The sequence below is a fragment of the Rothia sp. LK2588 genome (genome assembly GCF_040946465.1).
In the GTDB taxonomy this organism is placed as follows: Bacteria; Actinomycetota; Actinomycetes; order Actinomycetales; family Micrococcaceae; genus Rothia.
Genome location: NZ_JAYWLS010000006.1, coordinates 1 through 18006, shown reverse-complemented (window position 1 = coordinate 18006; position 18006 = coordinate 1). Strand labels below are relative to the sequence as shown.

19 protein-coding genes and 1 tRNA gene are annotated in these 18006 nt (G+C 63.1%); all 20 read right to left on the bottom strand.

Annotation, left to right across the window (positions count from 1 at the left end):
• Window positions 1-68: 68 nt before the first annotated feature.
• The gene (locus VVR12_RS10530; RefSeq protein WP_368551243.1) at window positions 69-2315 is read right to left on the bottom strand and encodes a cytochrome c oxidase assembly protein; all 2247 of its coding nucleotides are present in this window, start codon (window positions 2313-2315) and stop codon (window positions 69-71) included.
• A 21-nt stretch (window positions 2316-2336) separates the two neighbouring features.
• Window positions 2337-3626 carry a Dyp-type peroxidase gene (locus tag VVR12_RS10525; RefSeq protein ID WP_368551242.1) on the bottom strand — a complete coding sequence of 430 codons (1290 nt, stop codon included), beginning with the start codon at window positions 3624-3626 and terminating at the stop codon, window positions 2337-2339.
• Window positions 3614-4228: a copper chaperone PCu(A)C gene (locus VVR12_RS10520; protein ID WP_368551241.1), complete on the bottom strand. Its 615-nt coding sequence runs from the start codon at window positions 4226-4228 to the stop codon at window positions 3614-3616. The genes VVR12_RS10525 and VVR12_RS10520 overlap by 13 nt, the downstream gene beginning before the upstream one ends.
• A 162-nt stretch (window positions 4229-4390) precedes the next feature.
• Window positions 4391-5038 carry a copper resistance protein CopC gene (locus VVR12_RS10515; protein WP_368551240.1) on the bottom strand — a complete coding sequence of 216 codons (648 nt, stop codon included), beginning with the start codon at window positions 5036-5038 and terminating at the stop codon, window positions 4391-4393.
• Between the two features lie 88 nt (window positions 5039-5126).
• Complete coding sequence (locus VVR12_RS10510; RefSeq protein WP_368551239.1) at window positions 5127-5768, bottom strand: hypothetical protein; 642 nt, start codon at window positions 5766-5768, stop codon at window positions 5127-5129.
• A gap of 164 nt (window positions 5769-5932) precedes the next feature.
• Window positions 5933-6217 (bottom strand): HU family DNA-binding protein, encoded by a 285-nt coding sequence (locus VVR12_RS10505; protein ID WP_368551238.1) that lies wholly within the window; start codon window positions 6215-6217, stop codon window positions 5933-5935.
• Window positions 6218-6293: 76 nt separating this feature from the next.
• Window positions 6294-6599, bottom strand: coding sequence for a 30S ribosomal protein S14 (rpsN, locus tag VVR12_RS10500; protein ID WP_368551237.1), 306 nt, complete (start codon window positions 6597-6599; stop codon window positions 6294-6296).
• 4 nt (window positions 6600-6603) lie between these two features.
• Window positions 6604-6774, bottom strand: a complete 171-nt coding sequence (rpmG, locus tag VVR12_RS10495) for a 50S ribosomal protein L33 (protein ID WP_368551236.1) — start codon at window positions 6772-6774, stop codon at window positions 6604-6606.
• A 3-nt stretch (window positions 6775-6777) separates the two neighbouring features.
• Window positions 6778-7014 carry a 50S ribosomal protein L28 gene (gene rpmB, locus VVR12_RS10490; protein ID WP_368551235.1) on the bottom strand — a complete coding sequence of 79 codons (237 nt, stop codon included), beginning with the start codon at window positions 7012-7014 and terminating at the stop codon, window positions 6778-6780.
• Between the two features lie 502 nt (window positions 7015-7516).
• The gene (locus VVR12_RS10485) at window positions 7517-8602 is read right to left on the bottom strand and encodes a siderophore-interacting protein (RefSeq protein WP_368551234.1); all 1086 of its coding nucleotides are present in this window, start codon (window positions 8600-8602) and stop codon (window positions 7517-7519) included.
• Window positions 8592-9428, bottom strand: coding sequence for an ABC transporter ATP-binding protein (locus VVR12_RS10480; protein ID WP_368551233.1), 837 nt, complete (start codon window positions 9426-9428; stop codon window positions 8592-8594). Before VVR12_RS10480 ends, VVR12_RS10485 begins: the two co-directional genes overlap by 11 nt.
• On the bottom strand, window positions 9429-10463 hold the full coding sequence (locus tag VVR12_RS10475) for a FecCD family ABC transporter permease (protein WP_368551232.1): 1035 nt from the start codon (window positions 10461-10463) through the stop codon (window positions 9429-9431).
• Window positions 10460-11497 (bottom strand): FecCD family ABC transporter permease, encoded by a 1038-nt coding sequence (locus VVR12_RS10470; protein ID WP_368551231.1) that lies wholly within the window; start codon window positions 11495-11497, stop codon window positions 10460-10462. Before VVR12_RS10470 ends, VVR12_RS10475 begins: the two co-directional genes overlap by 4 nt.
• Complete coding sequence (locus VVR12_RS10465) at window positions 11497-12570, bottom strand: ABC transporter substrate-binding protein (RefSeq protein ID WP_368551230.1); 1074 nt, start codon at window positions 12568-12570, stop codon at window positions 11497-11499. The genes VVR12_RS10470 and VVR12_RS10465 overlap by 1 nt, the downstream gene beginning before the upstream one ends.
• Before the next feature lie 235 nt (window positions 12571-12805).
• Window positions 12806-12879 (bottom strand) — tRNA-Thr (locus VVR12_RS10460).
• Window positions 12880-12929: 50 nt separating this feature from the next.
• A complete protein-coding gene (locus tag VVR12_RS10455; RefSeq protein WP_368551229.1) occupies window positions 12930-14216 on the bottom strand; it encodes an ATP-binding cassette domain-containing protein in 1287 nt (428 codons plus the stop codon).
• Window positions 14213-14989, bottom strand: coding sequence for an energy-coupling factor transporter transmembrane protein EcfT (locus tag VVR12_RS10450; RefSeq protein WP_368551227.1), 777 nt, complete (start codon window positions 14987-14989; stop codon window positions 14213-14215). The genes VVR12_RS10455 and VVR12_RS10450 overlap by 4 nt, the downstream gene beginning before the upstream one ends.
• Window positions 14986-15795 carry an ECF transporter S component gene (locus VVR12_RS10445; RefSeq protein ID WP_368551226.1) on the bottom strand — a complete coding sequence of 270 codons (810 nt, stop codon included), beginning with the start codon at window positions 15793-15795 and terminating at the stop codon, window positions 14986-14988. The genes VVR12_RS10450 and VVR12_RS10445 overlap by 4 nt, the downstream gene beginning before the upstream one ends.
• Window positions 15796-15805: 10 nt before the next feature.
• Complete coding sequence (locus VVR12_RS10440) at window positions 15806-16840, bottom strand: nucleoside hydrolase (protein WP_368551225.1); 1035 nt, start codon at window positions 16838-16840, stop codon at window positions 15806-15808.
• Between the two features lie 118 nt (window positions 16841-16958).
• On the bottom strand, window positions 16959-17837 hold the full coding sequence (locus VVR12_RS10435; protein WP_368551224.1) for a DsbA family protein: 879 nt from the start codon (window positions 17835-17837) through the stop codon (window positions 16959-16961).
• Window positions 17838-18006 lie beyond the last annotated feature (169 nt).

The following is an 18006-nucleotide window of genomic DNA, read 5'->3' as shown; positions in this document are numbered from 1 at the left end:
GGGGGGGCCCCCCCCCCCCCCCCCCCCCCCCCCCCCCCCCCGCTACCCTACCCGCAGACCTGCGTCGTTTAGCGTCGCCGATCCTTCTCGGCGAGCTGCTCGAACATCTCGTTGTAGGCGTTGAGCTCGGCGTCCCCGTCGCGATCGGCCTGGCGGTCCTCGCGCTTCTGCACCTTCTTATCGTTCATCGCCCACTGCACGCCTACGGCCACCGCCAGGATCATGGTGGGCAACTCACCGATGCCCCACATCAGCGAGCCGCCAAGCTGCTGATCTTCGATGGCCGACAGTCCCCAGGGGCGGCCGATGTTGCCGAACCAGGACGCCGCCAGCAGCGAGGTCATGTTCATCATCGCGATACCCACAAACGCGTGGTAACCCAGGGTGGCCAGCAACAAAATCAGACGGATCGGGTACATCGGTCGGTACGGGATCGGGTCGATGCCGATGAGCACCAGCGAGAAAATGTACCCGGTCATCAAGAAGTGCACGATCATGAACTCGTGCCCGACGTGATACTTCAGAATAAAGTTCAGCATCGGCGTGAAGTACACGACCACGATCGAACCGGCGAAGTTGACCGCCGCGAAGATCGGGTGGGTGATGACCTTCGACCACCCCGAGTGCACGATCCGCAGAATCCACTCGCGCGGGCCGCGGGTGCCGTCCTGGCGCGGTTCGAGAGCCTTGAGGAAGAGCGTGATCGGCGCACCCAGCACCAAGAACACCGGCACGATCATTGTCAACGACATATGCTCGACCATGTGCGCCGAGAACAACACGCGGCCATAGACCGCCAACGCACCGCTGGTCACGTAAGTCAACAGTCCCAGGCCTACCAGCCACGAGACCAGGCGCATCACCGGCCAGCTACCGCCGGCGCGGCGGACCTTGATGAACGCCCACAGGTAGAGGTAGGCAACGAACACGCAGAACGCAACCCAGAACCAGTCGAAACGCCACTGCGTAAACCACTCGACCACGTGGGGTTCGGGCGGCATGTCGTACCAGGTGATGATGCGTACCGGCGGGGCATCCGAGGGCAGGGTCTCCGGGACGGGCGGGGCGGTACGCGCCAGGGAGGTCGCCAGGCCAGCGGTCGCGCCCATGAGCATCAGCTCCACGGCGATGGCGGTCCACACCGCACGCGCCCCCGAGACCTTGCCGCTGCTCATGGCCGGGATCAACCGCAGTCGATGGGCGGCGCCGATACCGCCGAGGATCAGGGTGAACGCCAGCTTAGCCAGGGCCAGCTGGCCGTAGGTGGTGGTGAACAGCTCCCCCGCATGATTCAACCGCGTGAAGGTGTTGATCACGCCCGAGAGCGTCACCAGAATGAACCCGCCGAGCGCCAAGGCCGAGTAGCGGCGCAAGACCGCCACGCCCATCGGAGCCTGCCGCTGTGCCACGGTCTGCCCGCGGCTGCCCTGCACGAGGGTGCCGTGACCGGCGTCCGGAGCGGAAATCGCGCGGGAAATATAGGTCAACGCGATCAGACCACCGCACCACAGCGAGATACCCAGCAGGTGCAGACCCAGCGAGTTGACCGCGCCCATGTGGTCGTTACCGCCCGAGGAGTGCCCCGCCAGGGCCATATCGACGATGCCGATCAGAGAGATGCCCAGGGTCATGAACAACCCCATCAGCGAGCGCACACCGAACGCCAAGGAAGCCACGATCGCCGCCACAATCACGGTGGTCGCCTGCTCCTTACCGGCATCGATGGTGGTGATGTAGCTGATGAGTTCCGCGGTGTATTCGTTGGAGCTGGTGATGCCGCGGCCAGAGATATCGGCGTAGGTCAGCACGAGCACCGCCAGCGCGGCGAGCGTCCAGGTCACCGCCGCCGCGGACGCCAGGTTGAGCACGGCCGCAAAAGGCGGGTATTCCTGCCGGTTCAGGTTCTCTTCCCGCTGTTGCCGCGAGTACTTGTGCGCCATATTCGTTCGGTCGCGTCCGTGTGCCGAATCGGCGAAGCGGGGCACGATACCGATCGCGAATAGCAGACCGCCCATGGTGGTAACCATTGCCAGGTTGTTGACCACCTTCGCCACCGGCAGACCCCAGCGCACGAAAGCGCCGGAGTCTACCAAGTCGGTGGCGGCGTTAGCGCCGGTGATCCATAACGACCCGAGCAGAAACACCAGCGCCGCGGCCGGCAACGCCCAGATCCACCCGCGGTGCAGACCGTGCCCGTCCGAGGAGACGGGGCGCTCGCCTGCCCCGCCGGTGGGACGGGTTCGCCCAGGTTTCGCGGGGCCCGCGGCAGTTGTGCCGGAGGTGGTGTGGTGCTGGGATTCGGTTCGTGAAGTCATGATCACTTCCAGTAGCTGTGTCTAACTGTGGCGTTGCGTCGACTCGGCGAAGAGGCTGTCTCCGATGAAACCCTCGGGCGAGCACCCGGCGGGAATCGCGAAGACGGCCGATCCGATCGGCGTGGTCCACGTGTTGAGCATATCCAATTCGGCCAGTCGCTTCTGCACCGGTACAAACTGTTTTACCGGGTCGGCCTGATAGGCCGCGAAAAGTAGGCCCGCATTGGACACTCCCCCACCGGCAGCGCCTTCTTCCGCCAACCCCGCGGCGTCGAACACCGGGAGGTCGTAGTTATAAGGACGCCGCAGGAAACGCTCCACCGGGGTTTGGGCGGCGGCGCGGCGGATGTGCGCGTAGGGGGCCACCACCGTGAAACCTCGCCCGTCAGTGGCGGAGAAGTCCGCGACGTCCGATTCCTGATGACCGGTCAGCGGTGCCCCGGTATCGAGACGGCGACCCACGGCGTCCTCACGGGCGGGCCGATCCGCGCGATCCCAGGCGTCCAGATTCATGTGAATCCGTCGCAACACCAGGGAGGTGCCCCCGGGTTCCCACGGTTGCAGATCCTCGTGCTCGCCCCAGACGAACTGGTCCATGGTGCCGTCCTCGTTCGAGGGGTTCACGGTGCCATCGACCTGTCCGAACAGGTTGCGCTGGGTCTGGCCGGCCGGTTGGGAACCAAAGGCCCTGCGGAAACCGTCTTGCACCCAGGCCACCGTCCCGAAACTACGCATGTCTTTGAGGAGCATGCGCTGGGCGTGGGCCAGCGTCAGCCTGTCGTCGCAACACAGCTGCACGAGCAGATCGGCCGAACCCCATTTCTCCTCCAACCGGTCGATCTTCTCGAAGGCCGGGAGGGGTTTGAGCCAGCTCGGTTTCTTGGCCGGGTTCGTCAGCTCGAAGATCTTCTCGCCGAAGCCGACGGTCACGGTGAGGCTGGCGGGAATCTCGGCGAGCTCCGGTTCTTGGTCCACGATCGGGCCCTGCCCCTGCGTCAGTTTCGCGGCATCGGAGGTGATGATCCGTAGCAAACGCTGCAGGGAATTCTTGGTGGCGTCCTGGGCCAGGTTGAAACCGATGAAGGAGCCGAAGGCGGGCGGTGCGGTGTCTATCCCTGCCTGGCGATGGCCGAAGAAACCGACCTTCGCGGTGGCTAGCGCGGGGGCGGCGTCCTGTGGTTCCGGGGTATCAGCCGCGGCTATCTGTTGTGCGCCTAAGGTACCGGCCACGCCGGCGCCGACGCCCATCGCGCCGGCGCCTGCGAGACCCGCCACCACGGTGCGGCGGCTGGGGTTACCTAGTGACCGCATTGCGCCAACTCGTGCTGGTTGTGCTCATGCTGGCCGTGTTCCTGCTGGTGTTCCGGGGAGGCCGAGGCACTATGCCCCGGCGCGTACTTCTCCTGGGCACCGCTGTAGTCACGGGCCTCGGCGTCGAACTTGATCTCCTCACCGGAGTCGGTCTTCAGCCCCATGTGCACCGTGGTGCCCGCCGGCATCGAACAGGTGAGCTTCATGAGCATGATGTGGTCGGCGCCGGGCTTGAGTTCCAGGGACTGCCCCGGTTCGATGGTGAACTTATCGGTCTGCTTCATGCTCGAAGCACCCGAGGAGTCCATCTGGGTGGTATGCAACTGGGTGTCACCCGCACCGGTTGCCGAGCTGGTCGCCTCGACGATCGTCACCGGGGTATCCCCAGTGTTTTTAACCGTACCGAAGACTGCGGTCATGTCACCTTCGGAGGCCTTCGCCCACGGTTCGCTGACGGTCAGCTTCGCTTGGTTCTCGGTGGACGAGGCAGAGCTGGAGGCGTCGGCTTTTTCGGGGGTTTCGTTGGTGTTGCCCGCGCACCCGGTAAGGGTCACGACGGCCAGGGCGGAGAGTGCACAGAGACACTTGAAACGTGTTTTCATGAAAGTTTTCCTTAAACGGGGTATACACCGCTCACCCTGCGGCGAGCGGTGTAGGCAGTCAACTGCCACAAAGCGTGATTTTTAGAAGCGGTTCAGAACCGTGCTACTGGCACAGTCATGGTGTCTGCAGAACCGTGGTTCTTGCTTAGTCGTGATGCTGGTTTAGTCGTAATTCTTGGGGCGCTTCTTCAACAGCACTGCCACGACCGAGGCGATGACCGCCAGGCTGGCCAGGCCGAACAGACCCAGCTTCAAACCGGTGTTTTCCCCACCCTGTTGCTGGTCGTTGTTCTGTGCCTGCGCCTCAGACTTCTGGGAGTCCTGATCGTGACCGGCAGCGTTTGCCTCGTGGCTGTGGTCGTGATCGTGGGGTTCATCGGTGGAGACCGGCGTCGACTCTCCCTTGCCCTGACCGACGACCACGGGGAAGTCGCCCTGGATCGGGTGGCCGTCCGAGGAGACCACGCGCCAGGTGACGGTGTAGGTCTCGTCCTGGGAGCCGTTTCCGGTGATCGGCTGGGTGACGGTGGTGCCGTCGATCTTTGCCTCACCGCGGGTGACGTCCTTACCCGATGAGTCCTTGACCTGTACCTGGTTGGCGCCGGCAACGTTGGTGATGTCGCCGGAGAACTTCATGGTGATCTTCTGCGGCGCTTCGGTGAGCTGCTCGTTCTGGGCGGGGTTGGTCGAAACCAGCTCGTCGTGCGCGAGGGCGGGGTTGAGGCCGAGCACGGCCAGGCCTGCGGTGGCCGCGGCGATGGAGGCTCCCTTGACGAGGGTACGGGTGAACGCGGAACGGTTCTTCTGCATTGTGATGTCCTTAAATAAGTTTGCTAGCTACGGGCGCTGTGCGGCCCGCTCGTGGAGTGACCCGAGGGATGTATGACCTACGGATATATCAGATGGAAATCGAAAGCTGAACAAACTGGGGTGGACCCCGGCAAGGACGGATGAGCGCGTGGAAGGTCTTGAGGGCAAAACCGGGCGCGCGGTGGGTGAGCTTGAGCCGAGGCACGTTCAACGGCACCACGGTGCTCAGGCGCAGGATGCGGGTGGCGGCCAGGGTCAGCGCGTGGAGCGCCCGCGCGGCGGTGCTCTCCCCGTGCCGGATCAGCCAATAGGCCACGACAGCCGCCAGCACGTGCAGGATCAGCATCAACGGTTGGGCGTGGCTACCGTGTGCGCTTGCCGCCGCTACCGACTCACCGGCCGGGGGCAAGCCCCCGTGCACCGCGTGGGCGGCGTGGGATGCGGAAATATGTGCGGTGGCCCCCACCTGGCCATAGAGAAAGTGAAAGAGCCCCTGGGCGCTTAAAACGGATACCGCCAGCGCGAAACGGGGCAGACGCTGCGCGGGCATGGCGATGCACACCAGTGCCGCCAACGCGGTACACAGCGCCCACAGGATCGGGTGCGGCAGGTGCCCGCCGGCTATTCCGTGGGACGCCGCCGCCAGCGTCGTCGACGACAGCGCCACGGCCCAGCCACGAGTGACGCGGTCGGAGCGCGTCGAAACGGAAAGGGCGGCGGTACCGGTCATGGCACTGAGGTCCTTTCCGTGATGAGTGTGGCTAGATCATTTTCATTCTACCGGCTCTCGGGGTCGGTGCGCACCGGGCGTCCGGGGCGGAAACAACGAGACGTGGGCATACAAAAAGACCGCCTCTTTCGAGACGGTCTTTTTGTAAGAGGCCTACACAGGTCTTACTTCTTGGAGACTGCAGCCTTCAGCTTCGAACCAGCGGTGAGCTTCACACCGTGGCCAGCCGGGATCTGAATGGTCTCGCCGGTCTGCGGGTTACGACCGGTGCGTGCTGCACGGTCGGTGCGCTCGATTGCCATCCAACCGGGGATGGTGATCTTCTCGCCCTTGGAAACAGACGATTCGAAAACCTGGAACAGTGCGTCAAGCACACCGTTCACTGCGGCCTGGCTGGTGCCAGCCTTCTCTGCTACCTCTGCGACGAGTTCGCTACGATTCTTAGCCATAGTTGCCCCTCCTGAGACTTATGTTGATATCTAGGTCAGTAACCTATTTTACAAGGCTTACTGTTCTAGCCAAACCTTACCAGCTGGACTTGGTGATGCCGGGCAACTCGCCGCGGTGCGCCATCTGACGGAAGCGAACGCGGGAAATGCCGAACTTCTGGAAGGTACCGCGGGGGCGGCCGTCGATCTGGTCGCGGTTGCGAACACGGATCGGGGAAGCGTCACGGGGCAGCTTCTGCAGACCAACGCGGGCTGCTTCGCGCTCCTCCGGGGAAGCGTTTTCGTCGACCAGGGTCTTCTTCAGCGCCAGGCGCTTTTCTGCGTAGCGTGCAACGATCTCTTTGCGCTGCTCGTTACGAGCGATCTTCGACTTCTTTGCCATCGTCTTATCGCTCCTCTCGGAAATCTACGTGCTTGCGAACAACGGGATCGTACTTCTTCAGAGTCATACGGTCGGGGTTGTTGCGGCGGTTCTTGCGGGTCACGTAGGTGTAACCGGTGCCCGCAGTGGACTTGAGCTTGATGATAGGACGAACGTCCTTAGTCTTTGCAGCCATTGATTAGATCTTCTCCCCGCGTGCGATGATTTCAGCTACTACTGCATCGATACCGCGTGCGTCGATGACCTTGATGCCCTTAGCAGACACGGTCAGGGTGACGTTGCGACGCAACGAAGGTACGTAGTACTTCTTCTTCTGGATGTTGATATCGAAGCGACGCTTGGTGCGACGGTGCGAGTGGGAAATGCTGTGTCCAAAGCCGGGAACAGCTCCGGTCACCTGGCAGATCGCTGCCATAGTTTTCTCCTCCATTAGTTGACGAAATGACGGTGCGCAGTGGGTGCACACTTGTTGTATTCACAAGCGGCTTGCGTCCCGTCACCTTAAGGTAGAGCACCGGGTTATTCGCCGGGCTAGAGTGTTTAGGACAGTGCTCGGGTGAGAGACCAAGCAAAATCCCCGCCTCGGGATAACGGTGAATATTAAAGTGTCGAGAGGTGTTGCCACCAATGCGACAGCCTTAAATACTAGGTAAATACAGGCTTTCACGCAACCTAAAACCGCGCGAATTAAGGGCAGACCCCTTCAACATGGAGGGTCTAGAGATTAACACGCGCGAGGCCGCCTGAACGCAAAACCGACTACTAGTTTATCAGAAAATGCCACGTCTCCCTTGTGATCTCGGCGATGTAGTGGATGTTTAATGATCTCTCTCACCGTTGCGGGATCGGCGTGCCCAATGTGTAATTACACCGATGTATTTTGTGATGTGACTTTAACGGCTTAACCCCGCTCACCCTCAGCTTTCGGCCCGACCGCTCTTGAAGTACCCCATGAATGAGATCGCCGACTTATCGATCCCGGCCTCATTCACGCAGATGCGGCGCAACGTCTTGATCATGGCCGATTCCCCCGCGATGAACACATAGGTGTCCCCCGGGTTCGCGGCCAGACCCCACACGAACTCGCTCTCCTCGTCAGGCCGGCCGCCGGCGTCCTGAACGGGGGTACAACCGGCTACCGGCAGAGCCTCCGGTTGGGGTACGCCCATTACCTCACGCAGGCACCGTTGCAAGCGCTGCCCGCGGATGGGGGCAAACCCGTCGCAACCGCGGGGCAACCAGTGCACCCTCACCTCGGGCAAGTGCGCCAACACCTCGCTAAACTGGCAGACGTCATCATCGAGGACGTCCCGCTCCCCCGGCACCTCCAAGAGCACGTCGGCGCGCACCCCGGGGCTGAGCGAACGTACCACCGACAACGCGGCCGGGACCGCGGTCTCGTCGACGGCCACGATCAACCGCTTCGCCTCGGCGGGGTTATAGGAGCTCCACAGGTTGTTCTCCCGCAACGGTGCAAGAAACGAGATGGCGTCCCCCTCGCGGGCCGCAGCCGCCCAACTGGCTCCGGGCCCCATGTGCCCCGAAGCGTCGGCGTGCAGCACAAAATCGATGTCGATCTCCGGGATGAGACCCTCCGGCAGCACCCGTTCTAGCACCGAGGTGTCGGCGGCCTCGTTGGGGCGGAACCCAACGTCCAGCGGCGCCACCGTGGACTCCGGCACCAGCCGGGAATTCCGCACGGTATAGGTGCGCATCGCGCCCCGTTCCGCCTCATCCCGCGCCATAAAGTCATGGCGCCAGGTCTCGTTCAAGGGAAAATCCACCGGACCCGGGGCACCGCAGGGAGGAACGAACAGCTTGATATAGGCGTCAACGGTGTCCCCGGTGCCGTCGGAGATCTCGTTGACAGCGTGGTGCAACGACGGACCGGCCAGTGATATACGCACGAAGTGCTCGGAGAGCCTGCGCACGCCACTGACCCGCACGGGGAACAGGCCAAACTGATTGATGACCGGCATACGCCGGGTGGGTTTATGCATCATGGGCGGTCACCTCCTGCGCACCGCTCGGTGCGGCCTTCGATCGAGGACGCGGCACGATCACCGACGAGCCGTCTCGCAGGGGATCGCAGACCTCAGCACGCAACCCAAAGACCTGCTGAAGATGGTCGGAGGTGAGCACTGTGGCGGCCTCCCCTTGGGCGGCGATGCGCCCCTCTTTCATCGCCACCAGATGATCGGCCACACGCGCGGCCAGGTTCAGTTCGTGCAACACCATGACCATGGTGGTTCCACGGGTCTCGTTAAGTTCGCTCAGCAGATCCAAGAGTTCCACCTGGTGCGCCAGGTCGAGGTAGGTCGTGGGCTCGTCCAGCAACAAGATGTCGGTCTGTTGGGCTAGCGCCATCGCGATCCACACCCGTTGACGTTGCCCGCCCGAGAGGTCACTGACCACGCGGTCAGCCAGGTCTACGGTGTGGGTGGCCTCCATGGCCCAGGCGACGGCCTCGTCGTCCCCGGCGGTCGCCCGGGTAAACAGGCCCTGGTAGGGGAAGCGTCCACGAGATACCAGGTCTGCCACGGTGATGCCCTCGGGGGCCACGGGGCTCTGCGGCAAGAGCCCCACGCGGCGAGCGAATTCTTTGCCGCGAAAACCGAAGACGTCGTTGCCGTCCAGGGTGATGGAACCCGCTGAAGGTTTCAGAAGGCGGGCGATACCGCGCAAGAGCGTCGATTTGCCGCACCCGTTGGGACCAATGATCGCCGTGATGCGCCCTTCGGGAATGTCTAGCGAGAGGTCACGGATCACCGGCGTCGAACCGTACCCCAGGTTGACGTTGCGCACGCGCAGTTGGGAAGAAGCAGTCATTTATCGACCCTCGTTTCTCGAGCGAGTCAGAAGCCAGATCAAGACGGGTGCGCCCACCATGCCGGTCAGCACGCCGACGGGCAGGTTGCCACCGGGCAGATAGTTGGCGGCCACAAAGTCGGCCGCGACCACGATGCACGCCCCGACCAGCGCTGAGGCGAGAATGCTGTGACGCCCGCCGAGCAAGCCACGGGCCAACGGTCCGGAGATCAGCGGCACGAACGCGATGGGCCCCGCCGCGGCGGTAGCGACAGCCGTCAACAGCACCGCCAGGATCAACCCACCCCAGTAAGTGGCGCGCACCGGCAGGCCGAGGCCGTGGGCCAGTTCATCACCGACGGCCAGCAGATGCAGCCGACGACAGATGGCGGTCACGGCGAGAGCGAGCACCGCCAGCGCCACGGCGACCAGCCTGATGCGTTCCCAGTTCGCCGGCCCCAGCGACCCGGTGAGCCACAGCGCCGCCGATTGCGCATTGGGTAGCGCCATGCGGGTCAGCAGGTAATTGATCAGTGCCGCACCGAGCGCTGCCACACCGATACCCATCAGGATGAAGCGCCCACCGGTGTTGCCTCCCCCGGAGGCCAGCACCATGATGAGGGCGGCGACGAGCAACGCAGCCGCGGCTGCGAAGCCCGACAGCGCTAGGCCCCCGACCCCGAAGAACACGATCCCGATCACCGCACCCAGGGAGGCACCGGTGCTGATGCCGATGATGTCAGGGGATGCCAGCGGGTTGCGGAAGAGCAACTGGAAGATGGCCCCGGCAGCACCGAAGCTCAGCCCGACCAGGGTTCCCAGCACAGCCCGCGGCAGTTTGTCGGTCAGCACGATGAACCGCGCGCCACTGGCGCCGGGGATGCTCTGCCCGTTGAGGATCGCGAAGAAATCGGGGATCGCCACCGTGTAACTGCCGAGCAGAACGCGCACCGCGAAGATCGCCACCAGGGACAGTAGCAGTGCTACCACCACCAGCAGCGGACGCCGCCGCTCAGCACGGCGAACGTGTTGAAGTTTCTGAATCGCGGCGCTCACAGGCCCACCACCTTGTGCGAGCGCACAATGGCGATGAACGCAGGAACGCCCATCACCACCATCATCACGCCCACCTGAACCTCTTCGGGCGGCAGAACGATGCGGCCGATGGTGTCGGCGATGATGAGCAGGGCGGCCCCCAGCACGGCCGAGAGCGGTATCAGCTTGCGGTAGTCGGGCCCGATCAGCGTGCGTAACGCATGCGGGGCCATCAGCCCGAGAAAGGCAATGGGCCCGGTCATGGAGGTCGCCGTGCCGGCCAGCAGGGTGATGCCGACGAAGAGGATGAAGCGTTTGAGGGCGACGTTCTCACCGAGCGCGGTCGCCATGTCGTCGCCCAGCGCGAAGTTGTTGATGGTGCGTGCGCCCCCGACGAGGATGGCGGCACCGATGGCGATGAGTAGCGCTCCGGGAAAATAGTTGGCCATGTTGGCGCCAGCCACGCTTCCCAGCTGCCAGGTGCGCAGGGAGTCGAGGGCGTCATTGAATTGCAGGATCAACGCCGAGGTGAACGAGCCGAGCGCGGCGGTGATCGCCGCGCCCATCAGCGCGAGTTTCACCGGTGTTGCGCCGTCGCGGCCGATGGCGGCCAGAGCGTAGACGAGCACCGAGGCCAACCCCGCACCGAACAGCGCCAACACCGCGAAGCCGGTGGCCGAGGCTACCCCGAAGAAGGAAATGCCGACGACCACCGCGCAGGCCGCACCCGCGTTGATGCCGAGGATGCCGGGGTCTCCCAAGGGGTTGCGGGTGACGCCCTGCATACCTGCACCGGCCAGCGCCAGCGCGGCACCGATCGTTGCCGCCCACAGCGTGCGCACGGCGCGCTGGTCGAGGACGGCGGCGTCCATCTGTGCGACATCACCGCCAGTGAAGTGCTGCAGCGCGGTGGCCAGGGCGACCGGGCGGGTGCCCAGGGTCAACGACGCCACCGCAGCGAGCACCAGGACGACCACGAGCGCGACCGACGCCGCACCTGCTCGGGTGCGGCGTCGGGTTGCTGCTGTCGATGTGGGTGCAGCCGTTGCCGGCACTATGCGGAGGCCCGCTTCGAGTTCTCGACGGCCTGCGAGACCTGCTCCAGGATGTCGGTTTCGTTCACGGCCCACGGCAGCGACAGCGGCGAGGCCGCGGAGAGAGCCAGGCCGAAGGTCTTATTCGATTCAAAGACCACCGCGTCGTTCTTCAGCGCGGGCATGGATGAGAAGAGCTTGTTGGACTTGATCTTCTCGATGTCGCCGGTGGCGTCGGTCCAGGCCCAGACGGCGTCTGCCTTGACGGTGTCCAGCACCTCGGCGGAGATGTTGATGAAGAAGGTGTTCTTATCGCCCTCGTGTTCGGTGACGTAGTCGGCCTGCTTCATGCCGAGCAGGCTGAAGAAGCGGGGGCGGGTGTCTTGCGAGGTGTAGGCGCCGAAGGAGTTCTGCTTGAGGTCGAAGGCGCCGGCCAGGAAGGTGGCACCGGCCAGGTTGGAGTGCTTGGCGGCGGCGTCCTTGATCTGCTTCTCGACGTCTTCGATGACCTTCTTGGCCTCTTCTTCCTTGCGCAGCATCTTGCCGGCCATTTCGGTGGTCTGTTGCCAGGAGGCCGCCCATGAACCCACGCCCTCGGGTGCGGGTACAACGGGTGCGATCTGGCTGAGCTTGTCGTAGGTCTCTTTGCTCATCTCGCCGTAGGGGCAAAAGATCGCATCGGGGCCGAGCTTGGCCAGCTCTTCGAAGTTGGGGCCATCGGTTTCGTCGTAGCGGGTCGGTTGCCTGGCGCCGAGTTCGTTGAGCTTGGCGTCGAACCAGGGGGTGGACTTGTTCTCGTTGCCGCCCCAGGCCACGATGGGTGCACCGATCGGTGCCACGCCGAGGGCGAGCAAGGCGTCGGGGTTCTGCCAGTACTGCACGACGGCGATCTTTTCGGGGACCTTCTCGAAGGTGGTCTCGCCGAAGTTGTGCTTGATGGTGTACTTCTCCGCGCCGGAGCCGGACGCGTTGGAGCTCGAGGAATCGCCTGCCGAGTTCGAGCCCTGGGGGCCGGTCGAGCAACCGGCGAGGACGGTCGCCGCGGCGGCTGCGGCGGCAGTCTTGAGGAAGGTAGCGCGGGACAGTGTCACCATGTGTATCTCCAGTGTCTTCAGGGGGTCGGCCCCACTTAGTTTCAGCTTAGGTATACCTAAGCACCTCACCACTTTACGGGGTGTGCAACACCCACATCAACCCACGCAGGCCAATTTCGCAACTTTTTTGTGCGCTTATTCCAGAGGTATGTAGACGACCTTACCCATAACCCAAAATGCCGCGGGCCGCCCCGATCAATCGGAGCGGCCCGCGGCGCATCATCTCTATAAAAAGAGCCCCCTACCGGATTCGAACCGGTGACCCCCTGTTTACAAGACAGGTGCTCTGGCCAGCTGAGCTAAGGAGGCGCGTGCGAAACGCACTCGTTCAATGCTACCGGAAACGAGGCGTCATCGCACTATTGGCGCGGCCACAGCTGGGGGTAGGCGAAGTCCAGCAACTGGTGATCGATGCGACCCAGGAACTCCTGGTCGTGAGTCGCCACCAGCACCGCGCCACCGGCGTGCGTGAACTCCTTGAGCAGCTGCACCACCTGGGTCAGACCCACCTGGTCCACGCGCGCGGTCGGTTCGTCCAGCAATAACACCGAAGGACGCGCCGCGATAGCAGTCACCAACACTAACAGGTGCTGTTCCACCAGCGAAAGATCCTGCGGGTGCACCTGTTCACGGCCCCACAGGCCCACCGCGCCCAGCAGATGCTTCTTCAAAGCCGGCGAGCAGTCGCGGGCGGCCCCGATCGCAAGCTCCCCGGCCACGGTAGAGGCCAAGAAGTGGTGCCCGGGGTTCTGGGCGGCCATCGACACGTACCGGTTGCGTTGCTCGGGAGACAGCTCCCCGACCGGGATCCCCTCGACCGTGATCGTGCCCTCCTGCGCCGGGATCAACCCGGCCGCGGTACGCAGCAGTGTGGTCTTGCCCGACCCGTTCGGACCGACCAGCGCATACACGGAGCCGGGGCGCACGTCCACGTTGAGACCAGATGCCACCGGCGGACGCTGCTGGCGGGTTCTCCACAGCTCCCACCAGCGCGGTTGGATAGCTGCGGGATTGAGCGCCACGTCCCGCAGCTTCAACACCCGCGGACGCAACTGGAGTTGCAACTCGTGACGGTCGATCACGTTCCAGACCTGTGGCTCCCATGCGGTCTTTTCTTGGGAGAGGTCGAGAATGTGGGTGGCCATCTCCACTTCGCCGATCACCGGACGGGTGGAGATCCAGGCGAATTTGCCGGTGAACTCGAAACTGGTCTGGAACAGACGCGTGGTGGCGTCGGAATCCAGATGCGCCAGCGGCTCGTCGAAGACGACCACCGGGCTGTGCAGTGTCGAGTAACAGGCCAAGACCGTCATTTGGGTCTGCCCACCCGAAAGTCGCAACGGGTGCTGATCGAGAATGTTCGTCAGCCCAAAGGCTTCGGCCACCGAACTCACCCAACCGGTGAGTTCTTCCCGCGACTCCGCCACGGTTTCTAGACCGAGGGCCAGCTCCTCCCCCACGGTTTCGGTCAACGCACTGATCTGCGCGTGCGGATTTCCCGAGATAAAGTATCCGCCCCACGACTGTGCCAGCTCGAAACCGAACCGAGACTTACCGCTGTTACGCGGCCCGGTGATCAACAGGCGAACCTCGACCTCATCGCGGAGCTCGGCTACCTGTTCCATGGTGATGAACTTGTTGTTCACAGCGCACCTCCATACTGGTACCAGGTCAATCCCAGCGCGATGAGCGGCACTAAGATCCGCACCATGCGCTGCATGAATGAATCCGGGTCGGCGTACAGAAAAATCCGCGAACGCCGTGATTCAATGGCCCGCTGCTCCAGACTCAGGGCCCGGTCATTGTGTTCCAAGAGCACCAGGGTGAAGAGCGTGGCCATGGTGCGCACCCGCAGGCGTACTGTGGGGCAGAACCCGTTCTCGGCCATCCCGCGGGCACGCGCAGACTCCACCGCAATCTGGGCATAGGCCGCCAACTGATGCGGGGCATTCAGCGAAGCGACGATCAGAAAGATCAAACGCGGCGGCAAGTGCCATTCGTGCAAGACCCGGCGGAGTCCACCAGCGGTAGTCGGCAACGACAACAGGGCACAGGCACTGCCGAAGTTGAGGATCTGCACCGCCATGAGCACTCCGTGGTAGATACCCTCGCTCGTCACCTCGAACGCGATTCCCGGCATCGGGTGCCAGGAGGCATAGACGTGACCGCCACCGCGGCTGATCGCCTGGATCAACCACGCCATGACGGCCACCGGGCCCATGCCGAACACTACGAAAAACATGAACTGCCGCAGTGGAACTGCCCAGAGCACCAGGGCCACCTGCACCGCCAGCAAGACAATGCGCGATGGCAACGGAAAGGGAACGAGCGAAAGAACGAAGAAGCTTAGTCCGAGAACTAACCAGGTTTTGGGATTGACGGGTCGTCGAGTGGGGCGAGCATTGCTGGATGGGGTCATCGGGTGTTGAGTTGTTCCTTCACACGCGCGGGAATGGCCTGTGCGATGGCCCAGACCAACAGGAAGGTAATAGCCTTATCAAGCGGGTCAGACATCATCGCCTGAAGGGTGGTCGCGGCTAGCATAGAATGGCCGGCCGCCTGCAGGAGCGCGACCACGGAGCCGGTACCCACGCCCAGCCCGCCGCCGTAGACGAAGGCGGCGATGGGCCCGCCGATCATCCCGGCGATCACACCGACAACGAACCCGGTGGGCACCGCCGTCCAAATTCGTTCCAGCAGACCCATGCGTCCGGCGTATCCGGCGAGCAGACCGATCACGGCCGCACCGGCAGCGAAAGGAATGGTGGTGGGGTTGATCGTCAAACCCCAGGCAAGATTGGTGATGGCTCCGGTGAGGACGCCGGCGGCGGGCCCTGCCAGATAGGCCACGAGAACGGTGGCGACGGCGTCCAGATACAGCGGAATGCCAGAGAAGCCGACCACTTGGCCCAGCACGATGTTGAAGGCCGCAGCGAAGGGGATCAGCGCCAAAGCGGAGAGCGGAATGCGGGAGAGGTTGCCGACGAGTAAGAGAACCACGCCGAGCAGGTAGCCGCCGACCAGCGGCAGGGAGACGGTCGTGCCGTCCCCGAGTTCGTGGCCGATCACGAGAACGGTGGCCGCGTAAGTTCCGGCGATCACGAGTGCGCCGGCGATGTTGAGGAGTAGTTGCCCCATCGTCAGGGGCGCGATCGGGTGTTTACCGAGGCTTCCGCGAGAGCGCGAAAACCTCTGCCCAGACGGGGGTAGCGTTGTGGTGTGCATGAGTTATTCCTTAATGAGATACAAAAGCACTGCGAACGGTGCTGATGTAATGGTTGAAAAAGGCACGGGGGTCGGCGTCGGTCAGTGCGTACGCGTTGGGCGTGCGGCCCCAGCGTCCGATCCAGTCGGCAATGGTCTGCCCCCTGGTTAGTTTACCGGTGACTTCCACGTCGATGACGGTGGCGGTGGTGCGACCTAGCTCAACCCAGTCTTCCTCCCCTGCAGACCGGAGGGCCTCGTTAACCGCCAGGGCGGTCACGAACGGGTCGTGCACGTGGGAGATGAACCCGAGGCCGTCGGTCTCATGGAATTCCATGTAGAACTGCAGGGCGTCGTCCAGCGCGGCCAACGGTGCGCTCTCTTCGCGACCGGCGGTGAGGCATTGCCTGATCTGCGGGGTCAGCACCATCTTTTCCGTCTGGTCTAAGGGGCAGAGCACGGGGAAGCACTCTGCGTCATCACGGTCGAACGCGGCGAAGACCCGTTGGGCGGCCTCCGGGTCGGAGTGGATGTTCCACTCGGTGGTGGGCATGGTGTTGCCGCGGTGGTTCAATGCCCCGCCCATGATGTGCAGGCTCGCCAGCAGACGCGGCAGCTCTGGTTCGAGTTCGAGAGCCAGTGCCAGGTTGGTCAGCGGCCCCAGGACGATGGCGTGCAGGGAACCGGGGTGACGTCGGGCGGCCTCCACCCACATCTGGACGCCGCGGCCCTCTTCGCGGCCGGTCGGGACGTCCTGGTGAGGTAGGCGCGCGTACCCCGTCCCCAGCGGCCCGTGCGTCTCTTCGGTAGTGGTCAGTTCTTGAGCCACCGGAACGGTGGCGCCGAGGACCCACGGGGTTTCGGATGCTTCGGGACGGAAGGGTGCCACCAGTTCGAGTGCACCGCGGAGGTTCCTGCCCACCTGTTCGGTGCTAACGTTCCCGCCTGTGGCTATCAATGCAGCGATATCCACCTGCGGGTGGGCATAGGCGTAGAGCAACGCCATGAGATCGTCGATACCGGGGTCGCAGTCGATCAGGGTGGTGATCCTGGGTTGGGTGGCCATACTCTCTTTTCTCTGCTACGGACGTGACTCGAGGGGCAGGTCACCTCCCCTACTGGGAATGAGACCGCCCCTCGATGGATTTCTCCTTAGGTGCAGGTGGTGAACCTGCCTGCGGAGGTTATTTCTTTTCCTTGGCCTTGATGATCTCGTCGATCCAGGCGTTGAAGTCCGTGGTGGTGTACTGCTGACCGTCTGCGAAGATGGTCGGGGTACCGGAGATGCCGTTCTGCGAGGATTCCTGGGTCACCACGTTGACCAGCGAACGCCAGGAGTCGTTCTTCATGTCCTCGGAGATGTCTGCACCGTGCTTCTTCGCAATCTCGATGATCTCATCGTTGCTCAGACCGCCCTGGCCCTGGTGGGAGAAGATTTCCTTCTGAAACTCCAGGAACTGATCGGTGCTGATCTGGTTCGCCACGGAGTAGGCAGCGTTGGCGGTGCGTGCCGAGTACTTGTTTGGGGATTGGGCATCGAGGAAGGTCAGGTTACGGATTTCGAGGGTAACCTTTCCTTCGTTGACCAGCTTCTGCACGGAGTCGCCGTATTGACGCTCGAACTCAGCGCAGTGTACGCAGTTGTAGTCCTGGAAGATCACGAGCTTGACGGGTTCGCCGTTCTTCTTAGCCTGTTGAGCCGGTTCGATACCGTTGGGCAGCGGGGTCTGCTGCGCACCCTGAGTAACGGTATGGGACGCAGTGGCCGACTTCAGGGAGTTGATGTCACGGCTGGGCTCATCGGAAGATCCCTTTTTGATCCCGGCCTTGTCCATGACGATACCGCCGTGGACATTGGAGCTTTCAGGAATCGGACCAGCATCGTCGATCTTGTTGCGGTTGGTGTTGATGATGACGGTTGCAACGATCGCAATAATGGCGACGGCCAATAGTGCAACGGTGGCTTTGATCCAGCCGCTACCCTTTTTGGTGTTCTTAGCCTGTTTGGACGCTACCTGTCGCGCACGTTCGCGGGCATCGTGGGACGCGGTGCTTTTTACCACGGGTGCTCTCTTTCTCGTACTAGATGATTTCTTATCTAGCCTAGTCGAGCGTTGACTACCCAGGCGAGAAACTACACGCTTTCCCAGGAAACTAATACTTCAAATTCATGAAGGGCCCGAAAGACGTGTTAAACAGATAAGGCCTGGAGCGTTAGCTCCAGGCCTTATC

What these genes read in the sequence shown, in the direction of transcription:
- VVR12_RS10530 (WP_368551243.1), bottom strand. Translation starts at nt 2,315, where the DNA reads ATGACTTCACGAACCGAATCCCAGCACCACACCACCTCCGGCACAACT.
- VVR12_RS10525 (WP_368551242.1), bottom strand. Translation starts at nt 3,626, where the DNA reads ATGCGGTCACTAGGTAACCCCAGCCGCCGCACCGTGGTGGCGGGTCTC.
- VVR12_RS10520 (WP_368551241.1), bottom strand. Translation starts at nt 4,228, where the DNA reads ATGAAAACACGTTTCAAGTGTCTCTGTGCACTCTCCGCCCTGGCCGTC.
- VVR12_RS10515 (WP_368551240.1), bottom strand. Translation starts at nt 5,038, where the DNA reads ATGCAGAAGAACCGTTCCGCGTTCACCCGTACCCTCGTCAAGGGAGCC.
- VVR12_RS10510 (WP_368551239.1), bottom strand. Translation starts at nt 5,768, where the DNA reads ATGACCGGTACCGCCGCCCTTTCCGTTTCGACGCGCTCCGACCGCGTC.
- VVR12_RS10505 (WP_368551238.1), bottom strand. Translation starts at nt 6,217, where the DNA reads ATGGCTAAGAATCGTAGCGAACTCGTCGCAGAGGTAGCAGAGAAGGCT.
- rpsN (WP_368551237.1), bottom strand. Translation starts at nt 6,599, where the DNA reads ATGGCAAAGAAGTCGAAGATCGCTCGTAACGAGCAGCGCAAAGAGATC.
- rpmG (WP_368551236.1), bottom strand. Translation starts at nt 6,774, where the DNA reads ATGGCTGCAAAGACTAAGGACGTTCGTCCTATCATCAAGCTCAAGTCC.
- rpmB (WP_368551235.1), bottom strand. Translation starts at nt 7,014, where the DNA reads ATGGCAGCGATCTGCCAGGTGACCGGAGCTGTTCCCGGCTTTGGACAC.
- VVR12_RS10485 (WP_368551234.1), bottom strand. Translation starts at nt 8,602, where the DNA reads ATGATGCATAAACCCACCCGGCGTATGCCGGTCATCAATCAGTTTGGC.
- VVR12_RS10480 (WP_368551233.1), bottom strand. Translation starts at nt 9,428, where the DNA reads ATGACTGCTTCTTCCCAACTGCGCGTGCGCAACGTCAACCTGGGGTAC.
- VVR12_RS10465 (WP_368551230.1), bottom strand. Translation starts at nt 12,570, where the DNA reads ATGGTGACACTGTCCCGCGCTACCTTCCTCAAGACTGCCGCCGCAGCC.
- VVR12_RS10450 (WP_368551227.1), bottom strand. Translation starts at nt 14,989, where the DNA reads ATGACCCCATCCAGCAATGCTCGCCCCACTCGACGACCCGTCAATCCC.
- VVR12_RS10445 (WP_368551226.1), bottom strand. Translation starts at nt 15,795, where the DNA reads ATGCACACCACAACGCTACCCCCGTCTGGGCAGAGGTTTTCGCGCTCT.
- VVR12_RS10440 (WP_368551225.1), bottom strand. Translation starts at nt 16,840, where the DNA reads ATGGCCACCCAACCCAGGATCACCACCCTGATCGACTGCGACCCCGGT.